A 16,611-nucleotide genomic window follows, 5' to 3' on the forward strand; every position below is an offset into this window, starting at 1 on the left:
ATTTTATTCATTGATTTTTATTCTAAACTTAGTGCATGTCATACACTAAGTTTAGATTTAGTTTTCTTGGGAAATTAATGACTAGAATAAAATTGATATTGGTTAGATTGTTTTTTATAGCGTAAAGAAGCGAGTTGAATTAGGTCATCTTTCGAAATTGAGTCAATTATTGAGTTGATATCTTTGAGTCGTTCGATTGATTGTCGATTGACTAATGTATCGGCAATGTAACCACAATAGACTGAATTTTCATCATTCTTTTTAATGATGGACTCATTTCTAGTTTGAGCACGAGATGTTTCTAGCTCTTCATCAGTAATGTTATTTAAACTAACAATCACATCTTGCATGGCTGTTTTAATAGCTTGGGTGTTTTCTGCTTCAATTGTCGCACTATACATACTGACTAGATAAGGCGCTCCAGGATAATGTGCTTCATCCAAATATGGAGAATAATCTAACCCAAGCTCTTCGCGAATATGATTGTTCATTCGGTCGACAATAATATCATGCAGCATGGAATCAATAATTTGGTCTTTTATGGTCCAACTCAATTGGGGAGCAATGTTGACATGAAGCGATTGAGTCGATTTTTGATGAGCGATGTGCCAGATGTTTATATGTGGCGCATTAGGTTTGATGTGCATTTTATAATCCCCTTGCGGTGAATGATTCAAAGGAATATTGGCTAGGTATTTCTCTAATAAAGGTTTTAATGATGCACTTGGCTGGTTCGCTACGATGACAAGATTGTTGGCTTTATTCGTCCCATAAAGCTGATTGAACACAGTTTTAACCAGATTCTTATTGGGTGCGACATTCTCTTGCATTGGGAATATCAGAAAGCTTTTGGTTGAGTCTGTGATGAGTTTTCTCGAATTAACGATTAATTGAATACCTGGGTTTTGGAGAAATGATCGTTGCCATATCAGCATACTGTCCATTTGAGCTTGTATTTCTGCAGAAGAGAATTGCAAATTACTCATCATTTCTCTTAATGCCACAAAACTTGGTCTCAGGTGTTTGCGAGTCGCTGTTATATTCAGTGATTGCGATGTTTCTAATACGTGAAAACTAAATGTGACATCATTTTTGTCTAGATAATCATAAAATGCTTTACGTGATGCGCCTTTTGGGTGTGCATTGGCGAATATCGCGGGATACGTTGGGGCATATTTTTTTTGTTCTGAGGTGAGCGATGCATTTCCGCCTAAGCCAATCAACTTTAAGTGAATCGATTGATCATCTGGGTTATGACTTTGGTAATAGTAAACATTGAGGCCATTGCTCAATATCCAATGCTGGATAGGTAAAGAGCTATCGGCATTGATTGTGTGACTCTCGACAATTTGCCCAGCTGTTTCTGGTGTCTTGGGCATGAATTTCTGTTGAGAAAAGTGAGATTCTGTACCGTGTTGGTTTAGTATTTGATGATAATTAATGAGCCTTGTTTGTTCTGTTTTTAGGTCTACGGTGGGGGCAACAAGGTCCAGTATTTGAGGTGTTATCGCTAATCTTTGATATAGCGCTTGATTGACTTTAGCTAAGGTTAATTGGCTGATGAATTGTTTTTTCAGGGTCAGAAATTGATCTGGGTCGGTAAACGTGTCCGCATACATCAGTGTGTCGACTGCATTCTCAGCAATATCGACATTTGTGTCTTTTTTCTTCTCAGATTTATAGTTTTCAATGTCTTTTTGCCAGAATGCTAGTTCATCTGCCAACTCTACTTGTGTTACTCCCTTATCACGCAATGAGGCAATATTTCGTAAGAAATCTGTCCTTAATTGGATGCCTCGCTCAGAGCTATCAGTATTAATTTCTAGAAGCTTAATGGTTCGAGTCATAAAACTTACTGTGTCTTGTGATAGTTTCCGATTGAGTTCCTCCGATTGACCTGCCAAAGTGTCGAAACGGTCGCTAATGAGGTTATTGAGCAGCATCTGCATAAAGTACTCGTTACGAATCTCGACCGAGGTTATTCCTTTATCCAAATAAGAATATTGTAAATAGAGGCCTTTGTCGTCTTCACGCTGAGATTGCAATATTGCGTCATTTAGAGTGAGTTGAGGGGTGGGCGGAATGTTAGGGGTTGGATGTGATTGCCAAGAAGAAAACGTGGATTGAACACGTTGTGCTAAATCTTTTGGAGTAATATCCCCAACCACTATTAACTCAGCTTTCTGTGGTTGATACCAAGTTGAATAGAAAGCAGAGAGCCGTTGGTGATTCATGGATGAAATATTGGCGTTATAGCCAAGAATCGGGTGAGTGTCTCTCTCATTAGTGGCTAACGTATGATACCAGTGATTAATAATGGTTGAATTGGCTTCTTGTGTACGCCTTTCCCCCAAAATGACACCTTTTTCTTTGTTTATCTCAGTTTGGTTTAACGTTAATCCATCGCCAATATCACGCATCCAATACAATGCTTGTTGGAGTGATTTTTTATTGGGCAAGTCGAGCTGGTATACGGTGCGGTCATAATTGGTATAGGCGTTGAGGTCATTACCAAATTGCCCCCCTATATTACTAATAAATTGNTAGATTTCATTGGGCGAAAAGTGTTTACTGCCATTAAATGACATGTGTTCGATAAAGTGAGCTGTACCCCATTGGGCGACGGTTTCATTTCTTGCCCCCACATGCATTAATAAGCGAAGTGACACTTTTGGCTGTTTTGTCGTGCGATAGAAATGATATTTCATTCCGTTATCAAGTTGTCCATGCACCCAATGGGCATCTTGTTTTAGGGGAGTAGATTGTGCCGAAATAGAATAAAGTAGGCCAAGGGTGATAATCCAGAAGAGAGCAAATTGACGTTGCATAATATTTCCTTATTTTTAATGCGGATATAATATAAAAAAATAATATGAAATCAAGGTAATATATTCACTTCGCTCTAACATTTGCCATATCAATTAATTATTAGCAAATGACTATATTTCTAGCAGTAATAACCATTGAGTTAATGAGTAGGAAATTATACCCAAATGACCTCGAGATGCAGGATTCAGAGCTTCATCAACGAGCCTAGGTCAAGCTCAATCACGGCAGGAATGGTCATTCCCTTTTAACGTGATTGAGCGCAGAAATAGGTTTGTTGATGAGCTCCCAAAGGGCGAGTTTTATAAAGTTAGGAGATAATGCATGGTTGGTTGGAGAATAAAATGAACCGATAGAATTTGTTTCTGCGCAAGAATTTAACCTGATATTTTGTTATTCTTACGCCTTTCAATCATCTTATATTAGATATCCATGATTCACACTTTGCTTTCTGTATTACCGCCAATGTTACTTGGCGCTCAGCTTATTTTGACTCTTATTATGGTGAAAGGGGAGATTTGCCCCGGACAGCGTGGGCGTGTGCATAAAGTCCTTCCCGCTGTTGCCGTACTTTGGCTAGCGGTTGCTTCTATTCATTTAGACGCTTTACTGATCGCTGGCGCCATCATTTATTTTTGTTCAAAAGTACAGACCAAGAAAACGCGTGATGAAGGGCCATTAACAGTGATGTATGGTGCGGATATTTTGGCTTTTGTGAGTGTCTTGTGGCAATCATTCCAATATGGGCATTGGTCTGCGGGGATCGCTCACTTTGTGAGTTTACTCGTGCTGGGTGGTATTTTTGCTCACTTGATGATGACGATTGCTCGTTCACGTTTGCAAGCATTTAATCGGTTGTTGCCAGTGGGTGGCATATTAGGTGCCATGTTAGTGGCTTTATGCATCGTTCCATTTGCTTATCATTTGGAGCCGATTGAATTAAGCCAGTTAACTCATCAAGTACTGACGTACTTTGCGTTAATGGTTATCGGCATCATTATTTGGTGTTGGCACATTGTGGCTAGCAAACCTGTCGGTAAATTGCAGCTTGTGGTAGCACAAATTGTTTTGTTGATATCCATGTTCGGATTTGAGCGTCTATATCAAGTGGTATAACAGCACGATTGTGGAAAACTCACTGAATATTGCGCAGTGAGTTTTTTATTGCCCAATGATCCGCGTCACAATTTCATTGTGTGCCATGTTTTTTATAGAGGATAACTTTGCATTCTTTTGTCTATGCTTACTTTAATCACTAATTACACAATAAGAGTGTAAAGGAGAGGTAAGATGGAACTGAGCAATGTAAACCAATTTGATCCCCACATTTTGCTAGGTATTATCAACGAAAAGCTGCGGCTTGAATGCCACAGCTTGGATGATTTGGTGATTACCTATGAAATAGAGCCTACTCATTTAGTCGAAAAGCTAGAAGACTCAGGGTATCGTTATGACCCGCTTACCAATCAGTTTCGCTAGTCTATGGTTTAAGCGATCTTGATCCCTTCAAGGTGGCTCTTACATTGTTGACGAGCGGTAGAGAAGAACGCTTGAAGGTAGCGTTTATCTTTTTCGCTATTGCGTGTGGCGGCAAACAAGCGTCGCCACAACCCTTTACCGAGAGGTTTACTTGTAATTAAACCTTGGCGTGAAAATTCACTGATAGCCCAGTTTGGTAGGGCAGCAACGCCTAATCCAGCTGACACCATTTGCACCAGCATTAATGTGTTATCTGCTTGTTTCCAACGAGCGGGTTCGATACCTGCCGGTTGCAAAAAGTGTTTCACAACATCTAAGCGCTGCTTTTGGACCGGGTAAGTCAACATCGTTTGGCTGGCTAAATCCTCTGGAGTGATAAACTCTTTCTCCGCTAAAGGATGGGTAGTTGCAGTCACCAAGCGCATTTCAAAATCAAACAATGGTTCATAATGAACCTCTGAGCGAGGCAAAATATCTGAAGTAATTAATAAATCAAGCTCACCGGCAAGAAGTGCCGGAAGTGGTTCAAATCCAAAACCTGAAGAAAAATCGAGGGTAACAGAAGGCCATGCCACTTGATATTCTCTCAGCGCAGGCATGAGCCATTGGAAGCAAGAGTGACACTCAATAGCCATGTGCAAGCGCCCATTAATATCTTCTTTTAGACCCGCTAATTCATTCTCTGCTTTTGCCAACTTGGGTAAAACTTCATCGGCTAGATGCAACAGAATCTCACCTTCTGAAGTAAATTTAACTGGCCGAGTTTTACGCAAAAACAATTGGCCACCTATCCGCGACTCCAAATCTTTAATTTGATGTGATAGGGCTGATTGAGTGAGATGCAATGCAGTAGCGGTGGAAGTCAATGACCCCGTATCGCGCAACGAAACTAGAGTGCGTAAATGTTTGAGCTCTATCATGACATTCCTTTCTTCTTATTCGCTTTTTGTTATGTAACCAAGCAGAACCAACTTAGCGTTATAAACTAAACTTATTTTTCAGACTTGTAAACGTCTGGACGTCTATAGAATGAAATAATTATAATATCAAATACAATTACATGAATTATTTTAATAAACAAGTTGAATATTTGCCGTTTGCTCAAACAACGTCACAGAGAGATATTTTAGCCATCTAGACATCTTCAAGTAATAGTGAATGGGGATGCATTGCAGACAATGTAAAGGACAGACAGATGGCAACAACAACTCATATACTCGGTTACCCCCGTATTGGCGAAAAACGTGAACTCAAATTTGCATTAGAGCGTTATTGGCGTGGTGACATTGAACAATCTCAATTGCAGCAACTGGGCAGCGATATTCGCGCTCAGAACTGGTCACTGGAGCAAGATGCTGGGCTTGATTTTGCGACTGTAGGAGATTTTGCTTGGTATGACCATGTATTAACGACCTCCTTACTGCTTGGACACGTTCCCGCACGTCATCGTGATGGAAATAATAACTTAGATACCCTATTTAAGATTGCCCGCGGTCAATCACAGCATAACGCTTGCTGCCAAGGGCATGCGGCCTCTGATATGACTAAGTGGTTCAATACCAATTATCACTACATTGTTCCGGAATTCAGTGCTCAAGATGAATTTTCTGTAACGTGGGCACAGTTATTTGATGAAGTTCAAGAGGCGCAAAAGTTAGGACATAGCGTTAAACCCGTGTTACTCGGGCCATTAAGTTATCTCTATTTGGGTAAAGAAGTGGAGCAAGGTTTTGATCGTTTGACGTTGTTACCCAAATTACTGAAAGCTTATCAAGAGATTCTAAATAAGCTGGTCACACTAGGTGTGACGTGGGTACAAATTGATGAACCCATCTTGGCATTGGATCTCGACTCACGCTGGCTTACCAGTTTTCAACCCGCATACCAAGCATTGCAGTGCGATTTAAAACTGCTTTTAACCACGTATTTCGATAGTGTAACTGACGTCTTGGATAGCATTGTTGAACTGCCCGTGGCTGGATTACATATTGATGTTCAAGCCGCATCACAGCAATTAGAGCAAGTGGCGCAGGCAATACCTGAACATTGGGTGCTTTCTGTTGGGGCAATTAATGGCCGAAATGTATGGCGTGCCAATGTCTCTGAATGGTTAGAGCGCTTGCAACCATTAAAGCGTCAGTTTGGTCAACGACTATGGGTGGCATCTTCTTGCTCATTATTACATAGTCCGGTGAATCTTGAGCATGAAGCAAAATTCTCTCAGGAAGTTCGGAGTTGGTTTGCGTTTGCCAAACAAAAGGTGGCAGAAGTGGTGCTTTTGGGCCGTGCTTTAGATGGTGATGAACATGCGATCTCTCAGTGTAAAACTTATAGTCAACCAATTGAAAAGCGTAAATCTGCAGATTACGTGAATAAACCAGCGGTACAGCAGCGCTTGAACTCTATATCTGCAAACCTTGCTCAGCGCAGTGCCGCTTATCCAAAACGAGCCCACCATCAACAGGAAGCCATTGGATTACCATTGTTGCCGACTACGACCATTGGTTCGTTCCCCCAAACAGGAGAAATACGGAGTTTACGTAGTGATTTTCGAACTGGAAAACTAGCACAAGATGACTATATTACTGCCATTAAAGGTCATATTGAAGATGCGGTTAAACGACAAGAGGCATTAGGTTTAGATGTTTTGGTTCACGGTGAGCCGGAGCGTAATGATATGGTGGAATATTTCGCTGAATTACTCTCTGGGTTCCAAACGACTCAGTTCGGGTGGGTACAAAGTTATGGCTCGCGTTGTGTAAAACCTGCAATTGTGGTGGCTGATATTGAACGAGAACAACCCATGACCGTTGGTTGGTCTACCTATGCACAATCACTGACTGATAAACCAATGAAAGGTATGTTGACAGGTCCGGTGACGATTTTGTGTTGGACTTTCCCACGTGAAGATATTTCACGTAAAACCATTGCACAGCAGTTAGCGTTGGCATTGAGAGACGAAGTAAACGATTTACAGCAGGCCGGGATCGACATTATTCAAATTGATGAGCCTGCATTTCGTGAAGGCTTGCCTCTTAAACAGCGTGAGCATCAAGCGTATTTGGACTGGGCTGTAGAGGCGTTTCGTATCAGTGCTAGTGTGGCCAAGGCTGAAACACAAATTCATACCCACATGTGTTATAGCGAATTTAACGAGATTATTGAATCAGTAGCGGCAATGGATGCTGACGTTATTACTATTGAAACTTCTCGCTCCAATATGGAATTACTTAAAGCGTTCGAAGAGTTTAATTATCCAAATGGGATTGGTCCTGGCGTTTACGACATTCATTCACCTAATATACCGACTTCTGAATGGATAGAAGCTTTGCTGCGCAAAGCGGCAGAGAAAATACCAGTAGAGCGTTTGTGGGTGAATCCTGACTGTGGGCTCAAAACCCGTAATTGGTCAGAAGTAGATGCGTCATTAGCGAATATGATTACAGCAGCAAAAGTACTGCGAAAAGAGTGGCAATCTGAATAAACACCACGAATGAGTATGGCGATGACAGGTGGGGTGAGTTGATTTGCAAATTAAAATAGTGCCTGAAGAAGGTCATGTGGCATGATCTCGGGCACTATTTTCTAAGTAACAAATGTTAACAGATTCTAATCTGACTTGGCTCGTAGTAGCGCATCACAGGTATTTGTATTGATGACCTGATCAACCATTAACTTACCACGACTATTACGCATTTTGATGCGGTATGTGATGCCAGCAGTTAAGTTTTCAATAATTGTTTTGTCATGGCAAAACGCCATTTCACTACTACTTAGAACTTGTCTGATTGGTTTCGCACCTTCCGCATCCGTGTTGTATACCATCATCATTTCGATCATGGAGCCTTTCGAGTTCGCGCGTAAAATATGTAAAGGACCATATTCCAAAGGAAGCTCAGAGGAAAGCAAAGCGGCACGGTTTGTCGCTGCTATTTCTAGATTTTTCTGTTTTTCACTGTCGGCAGAGCTACACCCGGCTAACAGTGCAATACTGAGTGCTGCGACACCCAAGGTGCGTTTTTTCATATTAAAATACTTTTTTAAATGGTTTTACAATAGAACTAGCATAGACACCAGCTTCAACATAAGGATCGGCGTCAGCCCACGCTTTCGCTTCTTCTAAAGAAGCAAACTCAGCAATAACGGTGGAACCAGTAAAGCCTGCTTCACCCGGGTTCTCTGCATCAATCGCAGGCATTGGGCCAGCGGTTACCAAACGACCTTCATCTTGCAGGACTTGAAGACGGGCAAGGTGAGCAGGACGAACGCTCATGCGTTTCTCCAATGAGTTTTCAATATCTTGAGAAAAGATAACGTATAACATATTGATTTCCTTATATTGGTGCATTCCTTACTCGAGCATTCACACGGTAACAAATACGAGTCAGTGTCTTTAACTGTCTTAAGGCAGTTCAATGTACTGAAAGTTCTATCAATTTAAACCATTTGGATTAAATATCTGTGATCAGCTGCCGGCGTTTATTGGTCGAGGGCGGCCATTATCATCAATTGCGACATAGTGGAACGTTGCTTCACAAACTTGAAAGCGGTCACTAATGCCATCTTTTACGGGTTTGATCCACAGTTCAAGATTAATTGTCATCGATGTTCGGCCGATTTTAACACAATCGCCATAACAGCAGACAACATCTCCAACACTTACTGGCTTTTGAAACGTGATACTGGAGACAGAGACTGTCACAGTTCGGCCATTAGAGATTTCTTTTGCCAGAATTCCCCCCGCTAAATCGAGTTGAGACATAATCCAACCACCGAAAATATCACCATTTGCATTAGTGTCGGCTGGCATAGCAAGGGTACGAAGTAGTAATTGGCCTTTCGGGGAATTCACTTCTTGAGTCATTGTTTGATCCGCTATAAAAATAACAGCGACCATAATGGTCGCTGACAAGAGATTGGATTATAACAAAAAAAATCCGTTTGGTTCATCACCTAAACAAGGCTAATTAGGCGGCAATTGATGAGATTTATTTTGATTCTTTAGGCATATGTTTATAGATATAAAGTCCAGTAAACAAAGTGTAAACAAAGGTCGCTATTAACAGGCCAAACACTTTAAAATTGACCCAGACATCAAGCGGAAGTCGATAGGCAACATAGATATTGATGACCGCGCACACGCTGAAAAATACCACCCAAGCCCAGTTAATTTTGGCCCACACATGTTCTGGCAGAGTAAGCTCCTTGCCTAACATGCTTTTAATCGCTGACTTACCCATTAAATGGCTAATGGTCAATCCAGCAGCAAATACAACGTATAAGATGGTCACTTTCCATTTGATAAAATCGGCATCATGCAAAGCGATGGTCATACCGCCAAACACAGCGACTAAGGCAAAAGTAATTAATTGAATCTTTTCAATTTTTTTGTATATCAGATAGGTGACGGCTATTTGTACTGCGGTGGCGGCGATTAAGGCACCAGTGGCGACATAGATGTCGTAAAATTTAAACAGAGCAAAAAATATGATCAGTGGGATAAAGTCAATCAGTTGTTTCATCTATGTATACATCCAGTCATTACACTTTTGACAGTCTACCCAATTCGTTGGTTGAACTAAACAGTTATTTAGTTATTAACCTAGGGCCGTCCCTATTTTGAGAAGCTGCAATCGGGAAGAAGACGATATTGGATAATGAATATTGATAGTAGCTTAGTGAGGGAAAGATCAATGTCATCTCAATGAAAAAAGCCATCCGAAGATGGCTTTTTAGGATGCATGGCACCGCAGGCCGATTATGCTTGTTGCGTATCGTACTGTTTATCTGTGTTTTGTTCTGTTTCTTCGTCTTTAATTAGAGAATCAACAATAAGAGCACATGCCGCATCACCAGTAATGTTCAGTGCTGTACGAATCATGTCAAAGATACGGTCTAACGCAAACAATAGTGGCAAGCCTTCGATTGGAATACCTGCTGCAAGCAATACCGCAACGACTAAGAATGAAGGTCCAGGAACACCTGCTTGACCGACAGCACCTAATGTAGACGTTAGGATGATCGCGACGTAAGCCCCCATGGATAAATCGATATTAAACAGTTGCGCAAAGAAAATAGCGACTAAACCGTAGTAGATCGCATTACCTGACATGTTGATCGTTGCGCCAAGAGGTAACACGAAAGAAGCCGTAGAATTTCTTACACCAAGTTCGTTTTCACAAGTATCCATATTGACTGGTAGTGTTGCCATAGACGATGCTGTCGACAGCGCCACCGCTTGTGGTTTTTTCATTGCTGTGATGAATTTTTTCGCGGATGTTTTGGTAAACAATTGAATCATCAATGGGTAAGCAACAAAGCCGAAAATAAGAATCGCGGCAACGTATACCAAGAATAGTTTGATAACGACGGTAAGTGCACCGAAACCAAAAGTACCTACCGCTTCTGCCATTAGACCAAACACACCAAGTGGCGCAATGATCATGACTTTGTTAATCATCCATACAAAACAGTCAACGACTGTGTTCACGCCGTTAGTAATTGGCTCGCGACGTTCTTTGGGTTGTTGTGCAAGTGCTACACCGAAGAACAGGCAGAACACCAAAATTTGTAGAATGTTCGCATTATTCAATGATTGGAAAACGTTCGTTGGGATCATGCCCGTAATGGTTTGCCAAAAGGTTGGTAAATCGCCTTTGGCTGCATATTCGTTAGAGAACATGCCTTGAACACCTGAAATATCAATACCTAAGCCAGGTTTGAAAATGGCGCCCATCACAAGAGCAAGTGCAACGGCCGCTGCCGATGTTAAAGCGAAATAGAGCAAAGTGGTGACACCAACTTTACCGGCACTTGAGCTGTTACCTAGTCCTGCGGCGCCAGAAATTAGGGCCACTGCGACCAAAGGAATGACGAGCATTTTGATCAGGTTAATAAAAATAGTACCAAGTGGCGAAAAGATTGCCGCTTGTTCTCCCATTAGTCCACCAATTGCTGTACCGACAATCATGGCAATAACAACTTGGAAACCAATATTGGTCATGAGTGATTTGGCTTTAGACACGTCCCTATACCTCAGTAGTTTTGGATGCAAATAAAACAGCACATCAACAATAACCGCTCTGTTAGACGGAATGATTGAGTGTTGTGTATTCTTAACGAATTCTGTTTAAGTGTTAACTAATGCCATAAGTGCTTATTCAAACGACAAGCAAAGGGGAGCGGGAAGCTATTGGGGGGTATTAGCAAGGGGCCAGCCTTTGTAATAAGCAGACTTTGTCTCGTGAGAGCCAAAGTTCGCTAGCCTAATAAGCAATTCCGTTTCCTTAACACTTTTATACCCAAGTAACCTCAACAAGCTCATTTCTGTACCTAATAACAACGAAAGGCATTCTGTTATTGAGCTTGAGCTGTGCTTGTTAATGACGCTCTGAATCCTGAGGTCATTTGGGTATAGCATAGCTAATAATCTACATTTATTAGCGTTTACTAGTGTACTCCACTTATTTATTTCCTATCTTTGGAGCTTTGTATTGAAATAGTTTTTACACATAAAAAATGCATCAGGCAACATTAAATCACTCAATACCTGCTTTAAATCATAAAATATGCCATTCTGTGCTAATTTTTTAATCAAAAATGCCATATTTTGATAGTTTTCTTCGAATGATTTGTGCTCGTTGGTTAGTGTAATCTTCTAAATAGGTGTGCTCAGAAAAAAGAAAGGCTCACTACCGAAGTAGCAAGCCTGAGAATTAGCGAGGTAGGGAAGTTGGTTATTGTTGAGTCGCAGCCTTCATGCTACTGATAAACTGTCCTAGTTGTTCAAGTAGTGCTGTTTCGTCATCAGCATTTGCTTCTACGATTTTAACTACCGCAGAGCCTGATATTGCTCCGGCAGCGCCAGCATCTATTGCCTCTTTAACTTGTTTCGGTTCAGAAATACCAAAGCCAAGTAGCGCTGGTGGCGCATCATATTGCCGCAGACGTTCCAGTAACTGATGAACAGGCATGTGCGCTTTTGTCTCCGCACCTGTGACACCGGAGCGAGACAACAAGTAAGTATATCCTTCCCCTAGCTCTGATACCGCTTTAAGGGTTTTATCGTCTGCCGCGGGTGGGGCGATGAAAATGGGTTTGATACCAAACTTTTCTGCCGCAGCAACAAAAGGTTGGCTTTCACCAGTAGGAACATCAGCAACCAGCACCGAATCCACGCCAGCTTCTTGACAGCGTTGATAGAAATTTTCAATACCGCGTGAGTACACTAAGTTGGCGTACATCAATAGGCCAATGGGTGTCTCTGGGTTATTGGTGCGGATTTGCTTAATCAAATCGAAACAGATATCTGGATTAGTGCCTGAATCTAAAGCGCGAATGTTTGCCGCTTGAATAGTCGGGCCGTCAGCTAAAGGATCAGAGAAAGGAATACCTAACTCTAAGGCATCCGCACCTGAATCGATCAACGTTTGCATGATTTTAAGTGAGAGTTCAGGTTTTGGATCACCAATGGTGACGAAAGGAACGAAAGCACCTTGTTTTTTATCCGCCAGTTTAGTAAACAGGGATTGATAACGGTCCATTATAGCGCTCCTTTTTCTTCTAAAATTTTATTCACAGTAAAGATGTCTTTATCGCCTCGGCCTGATAAGTTCACGACGAGAAGTTGCTCTTTATCTGGTTCGGCAAATGCCATTTTCAATGCGTGAGCAAGAGCGTGTGAAGACTCTAGGGCAGGAATAATCCCTTCATGTTTCGCTAATTGTTGGAACGCATCCAGCGCTTCATCATCGGTAATGTTGACGTAATCTGCGCGACCTGTGGCATTTAAGTAGGCATGCTGTGGTCCCACTGATGGGAAATCAAGACCGGCAGAGACTGAATAAGATTCTTCAATCTGACCGTATTGGTCTTGCATCATTGGTGATTTCATGCCGAAGTAAATACCTGGCTTGCCATGTTTTAATGGTGCGCCATGCTGATGGGTTTCAATCCCTTTACCACCAGGTTCAACCCCGATCAAACCGACAGACTCTTCTTCGATAAAATCGGCAAACATACCAATGGCGTTAGAACCGCCACCCACACACGCAATAACTGCATCAGGTAGGCGACCTTCGCGGGCCAAAATTTGATTTTTAGTTTCTTCGCCAATAATGTGCTGGAATTCTCGTACAATCGTTGGGAATGGATGTGGGCCAGCAGCAGTGCCGAGCAAGTAGTGTGCGGTTTCGTAACTGCCAGACCAATCGCGTAGCGCTTCATTACAGGCGTCTTTTAACGTGCTCGCACCAGAATGAACGGGAATAACTTCTGCTCCCATCAAGCGCATACGGAATACGTTAGGGCTTTGACGTTCTACGTCTTTGGCACCCATATAAACACGACACTTTAAGTTAAGTAGTGCACAGGCAATGGCAGTGGCAACGCCATGCTGGCCAGCCCCTGTTTCTGCGATAATCTCTGTTTTACCCATGCGTTTAGCGAGCAACGCTTGACCAAGAACTTGGTTGGTTTTGTGAGCGCCACCATGCAGCAAATCTTCACGTTTTAGATACAGTTTGGTTTTTGTACCTTTAGTGATGTTTTGCGTTAAAGTGAGTGCGGTTGGGCGTCCTGCAAATTCTTGAAGCAATGACATAAATTCCGAGCGAAATTCAGGGTCCTGCTGTGCGTCGATAAACGCTTGTTCTAGTTGATCCAGTGCTGGAATCAAGATTTGTGGTACAAACTGACCACCAAATTCGCCAAAATAGGCATCTAACTTCGCCATTCTTCTATTCCTTTTCTGTCGAGATTCGTCTCGCTGTGCGTCATCTTTCTATGGCGCCAATGTTAGCCAAACGATCGAATTAAATTGAGTTATTACCCGCGCTCATATACATATATAACATATTGTATTGGCTGGCATTAGTAAGTTCGTAAGGCAGTGAATACTTGATTTAATTTACTGCCATCTTTGATTCCAGGAGCAGACTCAACGCCAGAATTAAAATCCAAGCCGATGCAACCTAATTGGTGGGCTTGCTTGACATTTTCTGGGTTCAATCCACCGGCTAACATTACGTTGCTTGGGTCTGTAATTAATGCCCAATCAAAACTTGCTCCAGTCCCGCCTGATTGTTGACCTATTTGACTGTCGAGTAAGTGTCGGTCAACATCTTTTTCTATGAGTTGCGGTGTTTGTGTAGACACGCCATAGGCTTTCCAAATATGTATGGTGCTTGGCAACTGTGCTCGCAACTCACTGATGTATGTTTGATCTTCTTGTCCATGCAGTTGCACTGCACTAAGCGAAAGCTCTTGTGCAAGTGTTGCTACTACCTCGGTCGATTCATTCTGAAACACACCCACATAATTAAGTGGAGCGGCTGCTATGACGGTTTGAGCTTGCGATTTTGTCACATAACGCTTTGACTGTGGAACAAAGATTAACCCTCCAAATACCGCACCAGCTTGATAGGCTTTGACGGCATCGTCTGCACGAGTTAATCCACACACTTTATTTTCACCCAGTAGTACTCGGCGTACCGCCAGCTCTAAATTTTCTTCACTCATTAGAGAGCTACCGATCAAAAAGCCGCTTGCGTATTCTGCTAATTCAAGAACTTGTTGATGAGTATAAATACCTGATTCAGATATTAATACCGTGCCTTCAGGGACTAATGGCGCCAGCTTTTTAGTGCGATTTAAATCGGTAGTCAGGTCGCGTAGGTTACGGTTATTGATACCCACAACTTTCGCTTTTAACTCTAACGCTCGCTCTAACTCTTCTTCGTTACTCGCTTCGGTAAGAACGCCAAGCCCTAATTCGTCTGCAATGGCAGAGAAGGTGCTATATTGCTCATCATCGAGAACAGAAAGCATCAGCAAAATGGCATCTGCACCATAATGACGGGCCAAATAGATTTGGTAGCTATCAACAATAAAGTCTTTACATAAGACTGGTTGGGTTACTTGGCGACGTACTTGCGGTAAAAACTCCAAATTACCTTGAAAGTATTTTTCGTCTGTGAGTACGGAAATCGCACTGGCGTAACGGTTATACACAGAAGCAATGTAATCAAGGTCAAATTCATCACGGATCAGACCTTTTGATGGTGATGCTTTTTTGCATTCCAAAATAAATGCGGTCTCTGAAGTACTTAGCGCATCATAGAAACTGCGATCTGATGGTCTTAATAAAGCCTGAAAACTTTCTAGAGGTTGAGCTGCTTTACGCTCTTCCACCCAAATGTATTTATCACCAACAATTTTGGCGAGAACTTCAGCCATCTGGGTGTGTTTTACATTGATGTGTTCAGACAGTTGCTCAGACATGATTATCCTCTTTCTGCTAATTGCTGTACTAACTGGAAGGCTTTACCTGATGCCATTACTTCTAGGGCCTGCTTGGCATTATGTTTAAGGTCTTCTCGGCCAAATAGGCGAAGCAGTAGCGCAACATTTACTGCCACAGCAGCGTTGTGCGCTGGGGCTCCCTTACCCGTTAATACTTGGGTAGCGATATCACGGTTTTCTTCCGGCTCGCCACCTTTAATTTCTTCCAATGAATATGAATCAAGACCAAAATCTTGGGGAGTGAGTACGTACTCTTCAATGAGACCATCTTTAATTTCAGCGACGTAGGTCTTGTCGTGAATGGCAACTTCATCTAACCCTGAGCCGTAAACAACGGCGGCACGTTTCATTCCCATTTGTAACATGGTTTCCGCAATAGGGCGAATGAGTTCTTTACTATACACACCCATTAATTCGATATTCGGACGAGCTGGATTGATGAGCGGGCCTAAGATATTGAAAATTGTACGCGTTTTAAGCATTTGACGAACAGGCATGGCATGGCGAACGCCACCATGGTATTGCGGTGCAAACAAAAAGGCGACACCAAGATCGTCGAGTGCTTGACGAGTATTATCCGCACTCATCGCGAGATTAATGCCAAATGCATCGAGTAAATCTGAAGAGCCTGATTTACTCGATACGCCGCGATTGCCATGTTTCGCAACTTTTACACCACACGCAGCAGCAACAAATGCCGACGTGGTTGAAATGTTAATTGTGTTTGCACCATCACCACCGGTGCCAACGATATCTGCAAAGTCATAATCAGGACGAGGAAATGGGTTTGCATTAGCCAGTAGGGCTTTCACTGCGCCAGTGATTTCATCTGGGGTTTCGCCTTTGATCTTAAGTGCGGTTAGTGCCGCGCCCATCAAAATGGGATCAACTTCGCCGCGAATAATGTGATCAAATAGTTCCTGACTTTCGGTTTGGCTTAAATCCGTTTGGGCATAAAGTTTATCGATAATCGCTTGCATAATTCTTTCTCCTTGAATTTGGGTT

Annotated in this window: 14 protein-coding genes; 3 read left to right on the plus strand and 11 right to left on the minus strand. The window is 42.2% G+C overall.

The genetic code is table 11. The annotated features are described in order from the left end of the window. Positions 1-74: 74 nt before the first annotated feature. Positions 75-2,828 (minus strand): M16 family metallopeptidase, encoded by a 2,754-nt coding sequence (locus F9817_RS10630; protein ID WP_161155321.1) that lies wholly within the window; start codon positions 2,826-2,828, stop codon positions 75-77. A 430-nt stretch (positions 2,829-3,258) separates the two neighbouring features. Between F9817_RS10630 and F9817_RS10635 the strand changes: the two genes are divergently transcribed. Together F9817_RS10635 and F9817_RS10640 are read left to right on the plus strand one after the other, a co-directional pair. Next, positions 3,259-3,942, plus strand: a complete 684-nt coding sequence (locus F9817_RS10635) for a hypothetical protein (RefSeq protein WP_161155323.1) — start codon at positions 3,259-3,261, stop codon at positions 3,940-3,942. Positions 3,943-4,116: 174 nt separating this feature from the next. Next, positions 4,117-4,305 (plus strand): DUF4250 domain-containing protein, encoded by a 189-nt coding sequence (locus F9817_RS10640; protein WP_161155325.1) that lies wholly within the window; start codon positions 4,117-4,119, stop codon positions 4,303-4,305. Positions 4,306-4,313: 8 nt separating this feature from the next. On the opposite strand, the gene metR is transcribed toward F9817_RS10640, so the two are convergent. Continuing rightward, positions 4,314-5,225, minus strand: coding sequence for an HTH-type transcriptional regulator MetR (metR, locus tag F9817_RS10645; protein WP_161155327.1), 912 nt, complete (start codon positions 5,223-5,225; stop codon positions 4,314-4,316). A gap of 275 nt (positions 5,226-5,500) precedes the next feature. On the opposite strand from metR, the gene metE reads away from it, so the two are divergent. Beyond that, positions 5,501-7,789 carry a 5-methyltetrahydropteroyltriglutamate--homocysteine S-methyltransferase gene (gene metE / locus F9817_RS10650; RefSeq protein ID WP_161155329.1) on the plus strand — a complete coding sequence of 763 codons (2,289 nt, stop codon included), beginning with the start codon at positions 5,501-5,503 and terminating at the stop codon, positions 7,787-7,789. Between the two features lie 125 nt (positions 7,790-7,914). On the opposite strand, the gene F9817_RS10655 is transcribed toward metE, so the two are convergent. The 9 genes from F9817_RS10655 to trpD form a co-directional block, all read right to left on the minus strand. Then, the gene (locus F9817_RS10655) at positions 7,915-8,331 is read right to left on the minus strand and encodes a GspS/AspS pilotin family protein (protein ID WP_161155331.1); all 417 of its coding nucleotides are present in this window, start codon (positions 8,329-8,331) and stop codon (positions 7,915-7,917) included. Between the two features lies 1 nt (position 8,332). After that, entirely contained in the window at positions 8,333-8,629 is a 297-nt protein-coding gene (locus tag F9817_RS10660) for a YciI family protein (RefSeq protein WP_161155333.1), read from the minus strand. A 141-nt stretch (positions 8,630-8,770) separates the two neighbouring features. After that, positions 8,771-9,169 carry an acyl-CoA thioester hydrolase YciA gene (gene yciA, locus F9817_RS10665; RefSeq protein WP_161155335.1) on the minus strand — a complete coding sequence of 133 codons (399 nt, stop codon included), beginning with the start codon at positions 9,167-9,169 and terminating at the stop codon, positions 8,771-8,773. Positions 9,170-9,293: 124 nt separating this feature from the next. Next, on the minus strand, positions 9,294-9,827 hold the full coding sequence (locus tag F9817_RS10670) for a septation protein A (RefSeq protein WP_161155337.1): 534 nt from the start codon (positions 9,825-9,827) through the stop codon (positions 9,294-9,296). Between the two features lie 236 nt (positions 9,828-10,063). Continuing rightward, positions 10,064-11,308, minus strand: coding sequence for a dicarboxylate/amino acid:cation symporter (locus tag F9817_RS10675; protein ID WP_161155449.1), 1,245 nt, complete (start codon positions 11,306-11,308; stop codon positions 10,064-10,066). Between the two features lie 733 nt (positions 11,309-12,041). Continuing rightward, positions 12,042-12,848 (minus strand): tryptophan synthase subunit alpha, encoded by an 807-nt coding sequence (trpA, locus tag F9817_RS10680; protein WP_161155339.1) that lies wholly within the window; start codon positions 12,846-12,848, stop codon positions 12,042-12,044. Beyond that, positions 12,848-14,038, minus strand: a complete 1,191-nt coding sequence (gene trpB, locus F9817_RS10685) for a tryptophan synthase subunit beta (RefSeq protein ID WP_161155341.1) — start codon at positions 14,036-14,038, stop codon at positions 12,848-12,850. The genes trpA and trpB overlap by 1 nt, the downstream gene beginning before the upstream one ends. A 137-nt stretch (positions 14,039-14,175) precedes the next feature. Continuing rightward, positions 14,176-15,585, minus strand: coding sequence for a bifunctional indole-3-glycerol-phosphate synthase TrpC/phosphoribosylanthranilate isomerase TrpF (gene trpCF, locus F9817_RS10690; RefSeq protein WP_161155343.1), 1,410 nt, complete (start codon positions 15,583-15,585; stop codon positions 14,176-14,178). A 2-nt stretch (positions 15,586-15,587) separates the two neighbouring features. Continuing rightward, a complete protein-coding gene (trpD, locus tag F9817_RS10695) occupies positions 15,588-16,586 on the minus strand; it encodes an anthranilate phosphoribosyltransferase (protein WP_161155345.1) in 999 nt (332 codons plus the stop codon). Between the last annotated feature and the right edge of the window lie 25 nt (positions 16,587-16,611).

This window comes from Vibrio eleionomae, from assembly GCF_009874545.1.
GTDB lineage: Bacteria > Pseudomonadota > Gammaproteobacteria > Enterobacterales > Vibrionaceae > Vibrio > Vibrio nitrifigilis.

What these genes read in the sequence shown, in the direction of transcription:
- F9817_RS10670 (WP_161155337.1), bottom strand. Translation starts at nt 9,827, where the DNA reads ATGAAACAACTGATTGACTTTATCCCACTGATCATATTTTTTGCTCTG.
- trpA (WP_161155339.1), bottom strand. Translation starts at nt 12,848, where the DNA reads ATGGACCGTTATCAATCCCTGTTTACTAAACTGGCGGATAAAAAACAA.
- trpCF (WP_161155343.1), bottom strand. Translation starts at nt 15,585, where the DNA reads ATGTCTGAGCAACTGTCTGAACACATCAATGTAAAACACACCCAGATG.
- F9817_RS10655 (WP_161155331.1), bottom strand. Translation starts at nt 8,331, where the DNA reads ATGAAAAAACGCACCTTGGGTGTCGCAGCACTCAGTATTGCACTGTTA.
- trpD (WP_161155345.1), bottom strand. Translation starts at nt 16,586, where the DNA reads ATGCAAGCGATTATCGATAAACTTTATGCCCAAACGGATTTAAGCCAA.
- F9817_RS10640 (WP_161155325.1), top strand. Translation starts at nt 4,117, where the DNA reads ATGGAACTGAGCAATGTAAACCAATTTGATCCCCACATTTTGCTAGGT.
- F9817_RS10660 (WP_161155333.1), bottom strand. Translation starts at nt 8,629, where the DNA reads ATGTTATACGTTATCTTTTCTCAAGATATTGAAAACTCATTGGAGAAA.
- F9817_RS10635 (WP_161155323.1), top strand. Translation starts at nt 3,259, where the DNA reads ATGATTCACACTTTGCTTTCTGTATTACCGCCAATGTTACTTGGCGCT.
- F9817_RS10675 (WP_161155449.1), bottom strand. Translation starts at nt 11,308, where the DNA reads ATGACCAATATTGGTTTCCAAGTTGTTATTGCCATGATTGTCGGTACA.
- metR (WP_161155327.1), bottom strand. Translation starts at nt 5,225, where the DNA reads ATGATAGAGCTCAAACATTTACGCACTCTAGTTTCGTTGCGCGATACG.
- trpB (WP_161155341.1), bottom strand. Translation starts at nt 14,038, where the DNA reads ATGGCGAAGTTAGATGCCTATTTTGGCGAATTTGGTGGTCAGTTTGTA.
- metE (WP_161155329.1), top strand. Translation starts at nt 5,501, where the DNA reads ATGGCAACAACAACTCATATACTCGGTTACCCCCGTATTGGCGAAAAA.
- yciA (WP_161155335.1), bottom strand. Translation starts at nt 9,169, where the DNA reads ATGACTCAAGAAGTGAATTCCCCGAAAGGCCAATTACTACTTCGTACC.